The 12,028-nt window shown below is 75.1% G+C and carries 15 protein-coding genes; 8 read left to right on the top strand and 7 right to left on the bottom strand.

Going from position 1 to position 12,028, the window contains the following annotated elements; all coding sequences use genetic code 11:
• Window positions 1-58: 58 nt before the first annotated feature.
• Complete coding sequence (locus ACZ6J5_RS35460) at window positions 59-1,588, top strand: HtaA domain-containing protein (RefSeq protein ID WP_469398071.1); 1,530 nt, start codon at window positions 59-61, stop codon at window positions 1,586-1,588.
• 94 nt (window positions 1,589-1,682) lie between these two features.
• Complete coding sequence (locus ACZ6J5_RS35455) at window positions 1,683-2,351, top strand: PhzF family phenazine biosynthesis protein (protein ID WP_469398070.1); 669 nt, start codon at window positions 1,683-1,685, stop codon at window positions 2,349-2,351.
• A gap of 161 nt (window positions 2,352-2,512) precedes the next feature.
• Here ACZ6J5_RS35455 and ACZ6J5_RS35450 read toward each other — a convergent pair whose 3' ends face one another.
• Complete coding sequence (locus ACZ6J5_RS35450; RefSeq protein WP_362480431.1) at window positions 2,513-3,202, bottom strand: biliverdin-producing heme oxygenase; 690 nt, start codon at window positions 3,200-3,202, stop codon at window positions 2,513-2,515.
• 88 nt (window positions 3,203-3,290) lie between these two features.
• Entirely contained in the window at window positions 3,291-4,148 is an 858-nt protein-coding gene (gene map / locus ACZ6J5_RS35445; protein WP_469398069.1) for a type I methionyl aminopeptidase, read from the bottom strand.
• A gap of 58 nt (window positions 4,149-4,206) precedes the next feature.
• Between map and ACZ6J5_RS35440 the strand changes: the two genes are divergently transcribed.
• Window positions 4,207-4,458, top strand: coding sequence for a hypothetical protein (locus ACZ6J5_RS35440; protein ID WP_469398068.1), 252 nt, complete (start codon window positions 4,207-4,209; stop codon window positions 4,456-4,458).
• Between the two features lie 54 nt (window positions 4,459-4,512).
• On the opposite strand, the gene ACZ6J5_RS35435 is transcribed toward ACZ6J5_RS35440, so the two are convergent.
• On the bottom strand, window positions 4,513-5,256 hold the full coding sequence (locus tag ACZ6J5_RS35435) for a zf-HC2 domain-containing protein (protein WP_469398067.1): 744 nt from the start codon (window positions 5,254-5,256) through the stop codon (window positions 4,513-4,515).
• Entirely contained in the window at window positions 5,253-5,840 is a 588-nt protein-coding gene (locus ACZ6J5_RS35430) for an RNA polymerase sigma factor (protein ID WP_469398066.1), read from the bottom strand. The genes ACZ6J5_RS35435 and ACZ6J5_RS35430 overlap by 4 nt, the downstream gene beginning before the upstream one ends.
• Window positions 5,841-5,950: 110 nt before the next feature.
• On the opposite strand from ACZ6J5_RS35430, the gene ACZ6J5_RS35425 reads away from it, so the two are divergent.
• Both ACZ6J5_RS35425 and ACZ6J5_RS35420 read left to right on the top strand, forming a co-directional pair.
• Entirely contained in the window at window positions 5,951-6,472 is a 522-nt protein-coding gene (locus tag ACZ6J5_RS35425) for a plastocyanin/azurin family copper-binding protein (RefSeq protein WP_469398065.1), read from the top strand.
• Window positions 6,450-6,899: a hypothetical protein gene (locus tag ACZ6J5_RS35420; RefSeq protein WP_469398064.1), complete on the top strand. Its 450-nt coding sequence runs from the start codon at window positions 6,450-6,452 to the stop codon at window positions 6,897-6,899. Before ACZ6J5_RS35425 ends, ACZ6J5_RS35420 begins: the two co-directional genes overlap by 23 nt.
• Here the strand turns inward: ACZ6J5_RS35420 and ACZ6J5_RS35415 are convergent.
• Both ACZ6J5_RS35415 and ACZ6J5_RS35410 read right to left on the bottom strand, forming a co-directional pair.
• Complete coding sequence (locus ACZ6J5_RS35415; RefSeq protein WP_469398063.1) at window positions 6,896-8,152, bottom strand: MFS transporter; 1,257 nt, start codon at window positions 8,150-8,152, stop codon at window positions 6,896-6,898. The genes ACZ6J5_RS35420 and ACZ6J5_RS35415 overlap by 4 nt on opposite strands.
• Window positions 8,153-8,283: 131 nt before the next feature.
• On the bottom strand, window positions 8,284-8,886 hold the full coding sequence (locus ACZ6J5_RS35410) for a hypothetical protein (RefSeq protein ID WP_469398062.1): 603 nt from the start codon (window positions 8,884-8,886) through the stop codon (window positions 8,284-8,286).
• Between the two features lie 101 nt (window positions 8,887-8,987).
• Between ACZ6J5_RS35410 and npdG the strand changes: the two genes are divergently transcribed.
• Together npdG and ACZ6J5_RS35400 are read left to right on the top strand one after the other, a co-directional pair.
• The gene (npdG, locus tag ACZ6J5_RS35405) at window positions 8,988-9,692 is read left to right on the top strand and encodes an NADPH-dependent F420 reductase (RefSeq protein WP_469398061.1); all 705 of its coding nucleotides are present in this window, start codon (window positions 8,988-8,990) and stop codon (window positions 9,690-9,692) included.
• A 65-nt stretch (window positions 9,693-9,757) separates the two neighbouring features.
• On the top strand, window positions 9,758-9,955 hold the full coding sequence (locus tag ACZ6J5_RS35400) for a hypothetical protein (RefSeq protein WP_469398060.1): 198 nt from the start codon (window positions 9,758-9,760) through the stop codon (window positions 9,953-9,955).
• Here ACZ6J5_RS35400 and ACZ6J5_RS35395 read toward each other — a convergent pair.
• Window positions 9,952-10,746, bottom strand: a complete 795-nt coding sequence (locus ACZ6J5_RS35395) for a site-2 protease family protein (RefSeq protein ID WP_469398059.1) — start codon at window positions 10,744-10,746, stop codon at window positions 9,952-9,954. The genes ACZ6J5_RS35400 and ACZ6J5_RS35395 overlap by 4 nt on opposite strands.
• 113 nt (window positions 10,747-10,859) lie before the next feature.
• On the opposite strand from ACZ6J5_RS35395, the gene ACZ6J5_RS35390 reads away from it, so the two are divergent.
• On the top strand, window positions 10,860-12,028 hold a 1,169-nt coding region (locus tag ACZ6J5_RS35390), incomplete at its 3' end, for an AfsR/SARP family transcriptional regulator (protein WP_469398058.1).

Genomic DNA, 12,028 nt, shown 5'->3' with positions numbered 1-12,028 from the left:
CACACAGGCGCGCCGTCACCCCGTCCTGCCCGCACCCTCACCAGGAGAGCACCCACCCATGGCCACCCCCCTGAGCCACCGCGCCCTCGTCCGGGCCGCCGCCCTCGCCACCGTCGTGGCGCTCGGCACCGGCGCCCTCGCCCTGCCCGCCGTCGCCGCCGACGCCGCGCCCCCGATCCCGCTGCGGAACGGCACCCTCGACTGGGGCATCAAGGAGTCCTTCCGCTCCTACCTCGCCAAGCCCTTCGCCAAGGGCCGGACCACCCTCGAAGGCGGTGCCCGCCAGGCCGCCGGCCACGGCGTCTTCACGTTCGTCGACGGCACCGGCAGCTACGACCGGGGCACCCACGCCACCGCCAACTCCTTCAAGGGCGGCGTCCGCTTCGAGGCCCACGACGGGGCCCTGGACATCCGGATCTCCGACGTCCGCCTGTCGACGAAGGGCACCGCCGCGCCGACCGGCGAGATCACCGCCGACGTGGTCACCAAGGAGAAGGACGGCAGCTACACCACCCGCGACGACATCCCCTTCGCGGCGCTCGACATGAGTGCGGTCCGGCCCGGCTCGGGCGCGGGCGGCGCGATGGTCTTCGCGGGCATACCCGCCACGCTCACCCCTCAGGGCGCCGACGCCTTCGCGGGCTTCTACAAGGCGGGCGAGGCCCTCGACCCGGCCACTCTCACCGTGACCCCGGGCGGCGCCGAGCCCACCGCCCCGACCACGCCGCCGACCCAGCCGCCGACCACGCCGCCGACGGTGCGGCCCACGCCCACGCCGACCTCGACCACGACCCCGCCGAAGCCGACGCCCACCCCCACCGCGACGGCGAAGCCCACCGCCACCGGCACCCCCACCACCGCCCCGGACTCCGGCGCGGTCAAGAGCGGACGCCTGAGCTGGGGCGTGAAGCAGTCCTGGCGGTCGTACGTCACCGGCACCTGCGGCGGTACGGTCACCCCGGCCGGCGGCGCCCGGACCAACGGCTCCGGCTACGACCTCGCCCTCACCCGGGCGAGCCTCGACAGCACGGCCCGGACCGCCGACGCGGGCTTCGGCGGCAGCCTCCGCTTCGCCTGCGCGGCGCACGGCATCGACTGGACCATCGGTGACGTCACGGTGAAGGCCGACGGCACCAGGGGCACCCTCGTCGCCGACGTGACCACCGCCAAGGGCACCAAGCGCGACGTCGCCTTCGCCGACCTCGACCTCACCAAGGCGGACTGGAAGCCCAAGAACGGCGTCGTCACCCTCGCCGCGCTCCCCGCCAAGCTGACGAAGGACGGCGCCGCCACCTTCGCCGGCCCGAGCGGCGAGGCCTTCTACGCCGCGGGCACCGCCATCGACCCGGTCACCGTCAGCCTCGCCACCACCGGGGACGCCACCCTCCCGAGCGGGCCGGGCGCGGCGGGCGGCTCCGCGGGCGGCTCCGCGGGCGGCGGCACGGGCGGCAGCGTGGGCGGCTCCGCCGCGCTCGCCGCGACCGGCTCCGACACCGCCACCGGCCCCCTGCTGGCCGCCGCCGGAGTCGCCGCCGCGGCCGGAGCGGGGATCGTCATCGCCGTCCGCCGCCGGGCGGCCGGCGTCTGATCCCCGGCCCGGGACCGAGGCCGCGCCCCTCCGGGGGCGCGGCCTCTTCGCGGTGCCCCGGCACGACCGGACGTCCGGATGCTTCAATGCCGCCATGAACACGACGGTCACTGACATCGACGTCCTGCGGGTCTTCTGCGCGGGGGACGGGCGGTACGGCAACGCGCTCGGCGTCGTACGGGACGGGCACGGTCACCCCGACGAGGCCTCCCGGCAGGCGCTCGCCAAGGAACTCGGCTTCAGCGAGACCGTGTTCGTCGACGACCCGGAGCGCGGCGTCGTCGACATCTACACCCCGGGGCTGCGGCTGCCCTTCGCCGGGCACCCGCTCGTCGGCGCGGCCTGGCTGCTCGACCTGGAGGTCGTCCACCCGCCGGCCGGGGAGGTCTGGGTGCGCGGCGACGGCGAGTTCACCTGGATCGAGGCCCGCGCCGAGTGGGCCCCGCCGCGCACCCTGCGGCGCTACGCGACGGCCGCCGAGGTCGACGCCCTGGAGGTGCCGGAGCCGGGGGAGTGGATCTACGCCTGGGCCTGGGAGGACGAGGCCGCCGGGCGGATCCGCGCGCGGGCCTTCCCCGGGCGCGGGGACGGCATCGACGAGGACGAGGCGACGGGCGCGGCGGCGCTGCTGCTGACGGCGGAGCTCGGCCGGGCGCTGAACATCACGCAGGGCCGGGGCTCGCAGCTGCTCACCGCGCCGGGCCCGGACGGCATCGTGGAGCTGGGCGGACGCGTCCGTCTGGAGCGGACCCTCACCGTCTGAGGCCCCGGGGAACGCGCGGACCCCGGGGCCTCGGAGGGCCCCGGGGTCTCCGCCGGGCGAGTGCGCGCGCACGGGCCGCGCCGGGCATGACGCGGACGGCGCGACGCGGACGGCGCGACGCGGACGGCGCGACGCGGACGGCGCGGGTCAGGCGGCGCGGGTCAGGCGGCGCTGAGCGGGAACTCGGTCGCGAGCTCCCGGAAGACCGCCCCGTTGAAGTCGAAGGCGCGCTTGCACTCGTCGACGATCCGCTGCTTCTCCAGGTCGTCCGCGTTCACCCCGTCGAGCAGCTCCCGGTAGGCCCGCTTGAAGGCGGCCGGGTTGCCGATGGCGTCGAACACGTAGAACCGCACGCCGTCGCCCTTGCGGGCGAAGCCCCAGGTCCGCTCGGCCTTGTCGCGGATGATCTGGCCGCCCGAGAGGTCGCCCAGGTAGCGGGTGTAGTGGTGCGCCACATAGCCGGCCGGCCAGTCGCGGGCGCACTCGGCGACCCGCGCCGCGTACGCCTCGGTGGCGGGCAGGGCGGTGAGCCCGGCGCGCCAGTCGGGGCCCCGCAGATGGGCGAGGTCCTGCTCCAGGGCGGCCGTGCGGAACAGCTCGGGCTGTATGAAGGGCCCGGCGACCGGGTCGGCCCGCAGGGCCTCCGCGCCGTCCTCCAGGGCCCGGTACACGAACCACAGCTGCTCCGTGTAGCGCGCGTACGCGTCCACGGCCAGGTGTCCGCCGAGGAGGTCGCTCATGAACGTCGACGACTCGGCCTCCGTGTGCTGCTCGTGCGACGCGGTGCGGATGAGTGTCGAGAAGGGCGTGTCCAAGGCGTGCCTCCGGGACCGTCGGGGGTCGGGAACCATCATGACCAGGATGATCCTGCCAAGTTAGGCTTGCCTAAGTCAACTGGTTCCCGACGTCCTGTCGGTAAAAAGCTACCCCTCTACCGGGTCAGGGCAACGTAAGAATCTCGGCCCCGGTCTCCGTGACCACCAGCGTGTGCTCGAACTGCGCCGTCCGCTTGCGGTCCTTGGTCACCACGGTCCAGCCGTCGTCCCACATGTCGTAGTCGTGGGTGCCCAGCGTCAGCATCGGCTCGATCGTGAAGGTCATGCCCGGCTGGATGAGGGTCGTGTGGTGCGGCGAGTCGTAGTGCGGAATGATCAGCCCGGAATGGAACGACGAGTTGATGCCGTGCCCCGTGAAGTCGCGCACCACGCCGTAGCCGAAGCGCTTGGCGTACGACTCGATGACCCGGCCGATGATGTTGACCTGGCGGCCGGGCCTGACCGCCTTGATGGCCCGGTTCAGGGACTCGCGGGTCCGCTCGACGAGCAGCCGCGACTCCTCGTCGACGTCGCCGCACAGGTAGGTGGCGTTGTTGTCGCCGTGGACGCCGTTGATGTAGGCCGTCACGTCCAGGTTCACGATGTCGCCGTCCTTGAGGACGGTCGAGTCGGGGATGCCGTGGCAGATGACCTCGTTGACCGACGAGCACAGCGACTTGGGGAAGCCGCGGTAGCCCAGCGTCGACGGGTAGGCGCCGTGGTCGCACATGTACTCGTGCGCGACCCGGTCCAGCTCGTCCGTGGTCACCCCCGGCGCGATGTGCCGGGCGGCCTCCTCCATCGCCCGCGCGGCGATGCGGCCGGCGATCCGCATCCGCTCGATCGTGTCGGAGTCCTGCACCTCGGGCCCGGAATACGGGGTCGGGGCGGGCTTTCCGACGTACTCGGGGCGGCGGATGGACCCCGGGACGGAACGGTGGGGGGAGAGCTCCCCCGGTACGAGAAGCGACTGGCCAGACATGTCAGCGAGTCTAACGACCGCGTCTGGGGCAGCATGGCGACAGAGGAAGGAGCCGACGATGGCCCTGTTCAAGAAGCGCACGGTGGGCAAGCCGGGCGAGTGGTACTACTGCCTGGAGCACAAGAAGGTCGAGGAGGGCCCCGAGTGCCCGGCCAAGAACCGCTTCGGCCCGTACGGCACCCCCGAGGAGGCCGCCCACGCCATGGAGACGGCGAAGGAGCGCGACCTGGAGTGGGAGACCGACCCGCGCTGGCACGACAAGCCCTCCGGCGAGGACCCCTCGGGCTCGGGGCAGGACCGGGACGGCTGAGCCCCCGGGGCCGGGTCGGCGGGGCCGCGGGGGCCACCGGGCTCGCCCGCGGGCTCAGGCCGTGGACGTGACCGTCGGCGCCGGGAGGGCCGCCGTCGCGAGGACCGTGCCGTCCGGGGCGAGCAGGCGGACCCCGGACGGCCTCCCCGCGCCCGCCGGGGCCGGGACCGGGGCCGCCCAGTACCCGTAGCCGTCCTTCAGGGCGAACGAGCCGAGCGCCGCCGTACCGCCGTCGGCCGTGTCCACCACGCACCGCACCGGCCCCGCCGCGCCGGCCGCGCCCTCCAGGTCCACCGCCATCGACAGCCACCCCGGCCGCCCCGGCCCCGCCGCGTGCGCGAAGACCCGGCCCACCTCCCGCCCGCCCGGCGACAGCAGCGCCGCCTCGGAAAGCCCCGCGCGCACCGGCGCCGTGGACACCGCCGGAGCGCCCGCCACCACCGCCGTGCCGACCGCCCAGCCGCCGAACCCGCAGGCCAGCGCCGCCGCCCCGGCCACCGCCGCACGCCGCAGCCGGTGCCGCCGCGCCCACCGGCCCCGCCGCGCCGCCGGGACCGCCGGGGCCGGGGCGGGGGCCAGCGCCGCCACCACCCGGCTCTCGAAGCCGACCGGCGGCTCCACCTCCGGCAGCAGCCCCAGCAGCCCGTCACCGGCCGCCGTCAGCCGCTCCACGTACTCCCGGCAGTCCGGGCAGCCGTCCAGGTGTGCCACCGCCTCCGCCCGCTCCCGGGCCGGCAGCACCCCCAGCGCGAGCTCCGCACCGAGCTCCCGCAGCCGCTCGCACGCCACGCCGTTCACGGCCGGTCCTCCTCCCGCCGCTCCCGTTCCTCGCGTTCCAGGGCCGCCCGCAGCTTCGCTGTGCCCGCCCTGATCCGGGTCTTCGCCGTGCCCAGCGGCACGGACTCGGCCGCCGCGACCTCCCGCGCGGTCATCCCGTAGATCCCCGCCATCACCAGCGCCCGCGCCTGCTCGCGCGGCAGCGCCCCCACCGCCCGCCGCACCCGCGCCGAGCCCTCCTCCGCCACCGCGTGCCGCTCCGGCGTGTCCGTCACCGCGCCCAGCAGCGCGTCCAGCTCCTCCGGGGCCACCGGGCTGGCCCGCCGGGCCCGTACCGCGTCGACCGCCAGGTTGTGCGCGATCGTCGTCAGCCAGGTCCGCACCGAGCCCCGCCGGGGGTCGTACACCTGCGCGTGCCGCCAGGCCCGCTCGAAGGTCTGCTGCGCGATGTCCTCCGCGAGCTGCGGATCACCGACGACGGTGACCGCCACCCCGAACACGGCCCCCTGGAAACGGCGCACGAAAGCCACCGCGATCTCCTGGTCGCCCGTGGTCAGACCGGAGAGCAGTGCCTCGTCGGGTACGCGCCCGAAGGAAGCGCCCATGTGCCGCACACCGTGGATACGTCCGGCGGCCCCGAAGGGATTGCCTGCCGTCCATTGTCCGCGCAATCCCTCCGCGCGGCCCGCCCGTATTCCCTCCGGAGGACCGAATCATGAACGGAACCACGCACCAGCACCGAACCCGCACCGGCGGCCGGATCGCCCTCGGCCTGACCAGCGCCGCCATGGTGGGCCTCCTGGCCGCCTGCGGAGGCGGCGGGAGCGGCAGCGGCAGCGGTACGCCGACCCCGGCACCGTCCGCGCCGTCCACCACGGCACCGGCGCCCGCCGGGACCACCCAGGTGAGGACGGACCTGACCGACTTCCACATCGCGCTCTCCCCGCAACCCACCCAGCCGGGGCGCTACACCTTCGTCGAGAAGAACGACGGACAGCACGACCACGCCCTGGAGATCCAGGGCAACGGCACGGAGAACCGCAGCGACACGGTCGCCCCGGGCCAGTCGACCACCCTCACCGTCGACCTCAAGCCCGGCACCTACCAGGTCTACTGCCCCATCGACGGACACAAGGACCTCGGCATGAAGACCCAGCTCACCATCGGCGGCGCGACGAACCCCGCCACGACCACTCCCGGGAACGGAAACGGCGATGGCAACGGCACCGGCTACTAGAAGCCCCGGACACCTCGGCGCGAGCTCCGCCGTCACGCCCGCGCTGCGCCTCACCGGCGCCGCCCTGACCGTCGCGATGGCCGTGATCCACCTCTCCCTCTGGGGAGACGGCTACCGGGACCTCGCCACCATCGGCGTCCTGTTCCTCCTCAACGGCGTCATCGGCCTCGCCCTCGCCGCCGCCCTGCTCGGCGCGCCCCGCCGCTTCCTCGCCGGGGCCGCCGCCGTCACCGGGCTCTTCACCGCGGGCACCCTCGGCGCGCTCGTCCTCAGCCTCACCACGGGCCTCTTCGGCTTCCGGGAGACCCTCGACGCGCGCCTCGTCGTCCCTGCCCTCGTCGTCGAGTCGGCGGGCGTCCTCGTGCTCGCCGCCCTCACCCAGCGGGCCCGGCCCCGTCCCCGGCGAGGGCCCTGCGACAGGTCCTAGACGACCGCCGCCGCCTTGCGGGCCAGCGCGTCCTCGTCCGTCTCCGCGTCGTACGAGAGCAGCTTCGGCAGCGCCAGGCACAGCAGGCCCACCGACGCCACGCACGCCACCCCGCCCGACCAGACCGCCGCCCGGGTGCCCGTCCAGCCGGCCATCGCGCCCGACCGGACCTGCCCGAGCTGCGGTCCCACGCTGTACGAGAGGACCTCGATGCCCGCCAGCCGGCCGCGCAGCTCCTCCGGGATCGTCTGGTTCCAGATCGTGGACCGGCCGAGCCCGCTCAGCATGTCGCCCGCGCCCGCGAACGCCAGGCACAGCAGCACCAGCCAGATGTTCCCGAACCAGCCCGCCGCCGCGATCGCCAGGCCCCAGCCCGCCGCCCCCGCCACCACCAGCAGCCCGTGCCGCCGCACCCGCGACGTCCAGCCGCTGGTCAGCCCCAGCACCAGCGAGCCCACCGAACCCGCCGCGTACATCAGGCCCAGCGCCCACGGGGCGCCCAGGTCGTCCGCGAGGAACGGGAAGATCGTGTTCGGGAAGGCGAAGAACATCGCCGCCAGATCGATCGCGTACGTGCCCAGCAGCACCGGCCGCGACCACGCGTACCGCGCGCCCTCCGCGATCCCGCGCAGCGAGGGCTTGTCCGCGTCCCGCGCCGGGGGCGCCGGCGCCAGCCCCCGGCACAGCAGCACCGACACCGCGCACCCCACCGCCGTCATCCCGTACGCCGCCGCGTGCCCGGCGTACGCCACCACAAGACCCGCCAGAGAGGGGCCCGCGATCGAACCGAGCTGCCAGCGCAGCGAGTTCAGCGCCGCCGCGGCGGTCTGCTGCTCGTGCGGCACCACCCGGGCCAGCGTCGAGTCGATCGCCGGGCGCTGGAGCCCCGCCAGCGCCGAGACCCCGGCCGCCACCACGTACAGCGGCCACAGCAGCGGCTCCGGCAGCAGCGCGTTCAGCAGCAGGACCACCGCCAGCAGCCCGAACGCCGCCTCCGTCGCCACGATCACCTTGCGCCGGTCCACCGCGTCGGCCAGCGCCCCGCCGTACAGCCCGAACACCACCAGCGGGACCAGCTCCACCGCGCCCATCGCGCCGACCGCCAGCGGCGAGTCCGTCAGCTCCTTGATCTGCAGCGGCAGCGCGACCAGCGCCATGAAGCTGACGAAGACGGCGACCAGCCCCTGCCACCACAGGCGCCGGAAATCACGGGACGCGCGCCAGGGCGCCAGATCGGGAAGCAGTCGTTTCACGAGGGGACATGGTCGGCGGGGCGTCCGGCGGGGGCAAACGAATTACCCCCGCGCCCCCGCGCCCCCCCCGCGCCGCGCCTCCGCGCGCCACGGCGCCTCGGTGCCGGACGCCGCCGCACGGCCGCCGCTCGCTACCACCGCGCCGGCGGCGGTGCCGTCAGCTGGTCCGCCAGCCGCGACAGCCGGTCCTTGAAGCGCAGCCGCCCGCGCGGCGCCGGCGGCAGGTTCTCCCCCGTCGCCGCGCTCACCAGGTGCTGGACCGTGTCCAGATCCACCTCCGCGTCCGCCCCCACCAGCAGCGTCTCGTGCGCCAGGCCGCTCAGCTCCGGGTCGCCCGCGTCCAGCGACAGCACCGTCGCCCCCGCCCGCCGCGCGTCGTGCACCCGCTCCAGGAGCGCGTCCGCCGGGCGCGTCGGCGCGACCATCAGCAGCGTCGCCCCGCGCCGCGCCGACTCGATCCGGCCGAGCCCCACCGCCAGGTGCGCCGGGTCCCCGGGGCGCACCCGGTGCCGCACCAGCGTCGGCGCCAGCTCCGGACAGCCCGACCACGCCGCCTCGTCCACCAGATGCGCGGCCAGGTGCCACGGCTCGTACTCCTCGGTGCCCACCAGCAACAGCCCGCCGCCGTGCGAGACGACGGACGAGCGCAGCGAACCCGCGAAGCGGCGGGCGGCCGCCGGCCACTCCGTACCGGCGAGCACCTCGCGCAGCAGCGCGACACGTACGGCGTCCATGGCCCCGCATCCTGCGCCCGCCGCACGGGCCGCCGCGGCCGTTCGCGGAACTCTCACCCGTACGGGGTCCCCCGGTGCGACCGGTCGGTAATGTCGGGGGCATGACTTCCACGCCCCCTTCCAGCAGCCCCGCCCCCAAGGACCCCTGGGACCTCCCCGACGTCTCCGGGCTCGTCGTCGGCGTCCTCGGCGGCACCGGCGACCAGGGCCGCGGCCTCGCGTACCGGCTCGCCAAGGCCGGTCAGAAGGTCGTCATCGGCTCCCGCGCCGCCGACCGCGCGACCGCCGCCGCCGCCGAGCTCGGCCTGGGCGTCGAGGGCGCCGACAACGCCGAGTGCGCCCGGCGCAGCGACATCGTGATCGTCGCCGTGCCGTGGGACGGGCACGCCAAGACCCTGGAGGCGCTGCGCCAGGAGCTCGTCGGCAAGCTCGTCGTCGACTGCGTCAACCCGCTCGGCTTCGACAAGAAGGGCGCCTACGCCCTCAAGCCCGAGGAGGGCTCCGCCGCCGAGCAGGCCGCCGCGCTGCTGCCGGACTCGCGGGTCACCGCCGCCTTCCACCACCTGTCCGCCGTGCTGCTCCAGGACGAGTCCGTCGACGAGATCGACACCGACGTCATGGTCCTCGGCGAGGTCCGCGCGGACGTCGAGACCGTCCAGGCGCTCGCCGGGCGCATCCCCGGCATGCGCGGCGTCTTCGCCGGGCGGCTGCGCAACGCGCACCAGGTCGAGTCGCTCGTCGCCAACCTCATCTCCGTCAACCGGCGCTACAAGGCGCACGCCGGGCTGCGGGTCACCGACGTCTGACACCTTCCGGGCATGGGGGACACTGGGACGGCACCACCGTCGTACCGGACAGGAGCCGTACCCCCATGCCCCGCCTCGCTCTCTACGCCCTGGTCGTCTGCGCGCTCGCCGTCGCCGCGGCCGTCGTCTCCTTCGTCCAGGGCAACCTGATCGGCATCGTGTGGGTGCTGCTCGCCGGGCTGTCCTCCAACATGGCCTGGTACTACATCCGACGCGCCAAGGCCGCCGGTACCGGTACCGGCGCCTCCGCCACGGAGGGCTAGACCGGGCAGACCTCCGGCGTCCCCTCCCAGAAGCGGTACAGCCGCGAACCGCAGGCGCGGGTCAGCTCGGGCACGTCCAGCGCCCGCATCAGCGCGTCCACTCCGTCGAAGAACGCCCCGTTGACCGCCGGCACGAAGAGCAGCGCGATCACCACGAAGAAGCCGTACGGCGCGTACGGCTCGATCCGGCGCTTGAAGCGGTACGAGAGCCAGGGCTCGACCACCCCGTAGCCGTCCAGGCCCGGCACCGGCAGGAAGTTCAACAGTGCCGCCGTGACCTGGAGGAACGCCAGGAACGCGAGCGCGTAGCGGAAGGCGGGCGGGACGCCGTCGAGGGCGTCCAGCCAGAACGGCGCCGTGCACACGACCGCGAACGCCACGTTCGCCAGCGGGCCCGCCGCGGAGATCAGGCTGTGCTTCCAGCGGCCCCGGACCCGGTCCCGCTCGATGAAGACGGCGCCGCCCGGGAGGCCGATGCCGCCCATGATCACGAACAGCACCGGCAGGACGATGCTCAGCACCGCGTGCGTGTACGCGAGCGGGTTCAGCGTCAGGTAGCCCTTGGCGCCGACCGTGATGTCCCCGCCGGCCAGCGCCGTGCGGGCGTGCGCGTACTCGTGGAGGCAGAGCGAGACGATCCACGCCGAGGTCACGAAGAGGAAGACCGCCAGGCCCGGCAGGGCCGCGAATTCCGTCCACACCGCCCAGCCGGTGACGCCCATCACGGCCAGGATCGCCAGGAAGACCGGGCTGATCCGCCGCTCGTGGTGACGGTGGGTCGTCGTGCTCATGCGGGGCTCCCCTGGGCGGACGCGGCCTTGTGCCGTGTCGGGAAACGTACCGCGCGCGGGCCTCACCCGTGGGGGTGCGGGGGACCGGGCCGTCGGCCACGGAGAATGGGCGGGTGCGTTACTTCGTCATCGGCCCGGCGCGGGCCCAGCTGTCAGACGGTTCCGACGTCGCCGCGGGCGGGCCCCGGGTGCGGGCCCTGCTGGCCGGCCTCGCGCTGCGCGCGGGGCGTCCCGTGCCCGTGGGCGTGCTCGTCGACGAGGTCTGGGGCGCCGACCCGCCCGCCGACGCCGTCGCCGCCCTCCAGGCGCTGGTGGGGCGGCTGCGGCGGGCGCTGGGGCGGGAGCGGGTGCTGTCCGCCGAGGGCGGGTACCGGCTGGACGCCCGGCGGGACGACGTCGATCTCCTTCGTTTCGAGCGGCTCGTCGGTGAGGGCGTGCGGGCGGGGGAGGGGGGCTCGGGCGCCGTCGCCGCCCGCCTGCTGGACGAGGCTCTGGGGCTGTGGCGGGGGGACGCCGTGCCCCTCGCCGATCTGGCCGGGGTGGAGGGGGAGCGGGCGCGGTGGGCCGCTCGGCGGCTCGACGCCCTGCGGGTGCGGTTCGCCCTCGCCCTCGACGAAGGGGAGAGTGCCTCCGTACTGCCCGAGCTGACCGCCCTGTGTGCCGAGCATCCGCTGGACGAGCCCCTTCAGGCCCTGCGGCTGCGGGCGCTGCGCGACGCCGGGCGTTCGGCCGAGGCGCTGGCCGCCTACGAGGGGGTCAGGCGGGAGCTCGTCGAGCGGCTCGGGGCCGATCCCTCCGCCGAGCTGCGGGGGCTGCACGGGGAGCTGCTCGCCGAGGAGGGGACGGGCGGGTCCGCCGGGAATCTCGTCGCGCGGCTCACCAGCTTCCTCGGGCGGGACCGGGAGCTGGCGGAGGTCGCCGGGGAGCTGGGCGCCTTCCGGCTGGTGACGCTGTTCGGGACCGGCGGGGTCGGCAAGACGCGGCTCTCGCAGGAGGTCGGCGACCGGGTCGGGCGTTCCTGGAGCGACGGGGTGTGGTTCGTGGAGCTCGCCCCCGTCACCGATGCCGCCGCCGTCGCCGAGGCCGTCCTCGGTGCCGTGGGCGCCCGCGAGACCGTGCTGCGCGGCGCCGGAGCCGAGGAGCTGAGGCTCGGCGAGGACCCCGTGCACCCGGTCGGGCGGCTCGTCGAGCACTGTGCGCGGCGGCGGATGCTGCTGGTGCTGGACAACTGTGAGCATGTGGTGGGTGCGGTGGCGGAGTTGGTGGAGGTGTTGCTGGCGCG

It is taken from the genome of Streptomyces sp. NPDC042100 (assembly GCF_055582325.1).
Note: the sequence above shows the minus strand (reverse complement) of the source record. Positions and strands in the feature narration are given on the sequence as shown.

What these genes read in the sequence shown, in the direction of transcription:
- npdG (WP_469398061.1), top strand. Translation starts at nt 8,988, where the DNA reads ATGACTTCCACGCCCCCTTCCAGCAGCCCCGCCCCCAAGGACCCCTGG.
- ACZ6J5_RS35395 (WP_469398059.1), bottom strand. Translation starts at nt 10,746, where the DNA reads ATGAGCACGACGACCCACCGTCACCACGAGCGGCGGATCAGCCCGGTC.
- ACZ6J5_RS35410 (WP_469398062.1), bottom strand. Translation starts at nt 8,886, where the DNA reads ATGGACGCCGTACGTGTCGCGCTGCTGCGCGAGGTGCTCGCCGGTACG.
- ACZ6J5_RS35460 (WP_469398071.1), top strand. Translation starts at nt 59, where the DNA reads ATGGCCACCCCCCTGAGCCACCGCGCCCTCGTCCGGGCCGCCGCCCTC.
- ACZ6J5_RS35450 (WP_362480431.1), bottom strand. Translation starts at nt 3,202, where the DNA reads ATGGTTCCCGACCCCCGACGGTCCCGGAGGCACGCCTTGGACACGCCC.
- ACZ6J5_RS35420 (WP_469398064.1), top strand. Translation starts at nt 6,450, where the DNA reads ATGGCAACGGCACCGGCTACTAGAAGCCCCGGACACCTCGGCGCGAGC.
- ACZ6J5_RS35430 (WP_469398066.1), bottom strand. Translation starts at nt 5,840, where the DNA reads ATGGGCGCTTCCTTCGGGCGCGTACCCGACGAGGCACTGCTCTCCGGT.
- ACZ6J5_RS35455 (WP_469398070.1), top strand. Translation starts at nt 1,683, where the DNA reads ATGAACACGACGGTCACTGACATCGACGTCCTGCGGGTCTTCTGCGCG.
- ACZ6J5_RS35400 (WP_469398060.1), top strand. Translation starts at nt 9,758, where the DNA reads ATGCCCCGCCTCGCTCTCTACGCCCTGGTCGTCTGCGCGCTCGCCGTC.
- ACZ6J5_RS35440 (WP_469398068.1), top strand. Translation starts at nt 4,207, where the DNA reads ATGGCCCTGTTCAAGAAGCGCACGGTGGGCAAGCCGGGCGAGTGGTAC.
- map (WP_469398069.1), bottom strand. Translation starts at nt 4,148, where the DNA reads ATGTCTGGCCAGTCGCTTCTCGTACCGGGGGAGCTCTCCCCCCACCGT.
- ACZ6J5_RS35425 (WP_469398065.1), top strand. Translation starts at nt 5,951, where the DNA reads ATGAACGGAACCACGCACCAGCACCGAACCCGCACCGGCGGCCGGATC.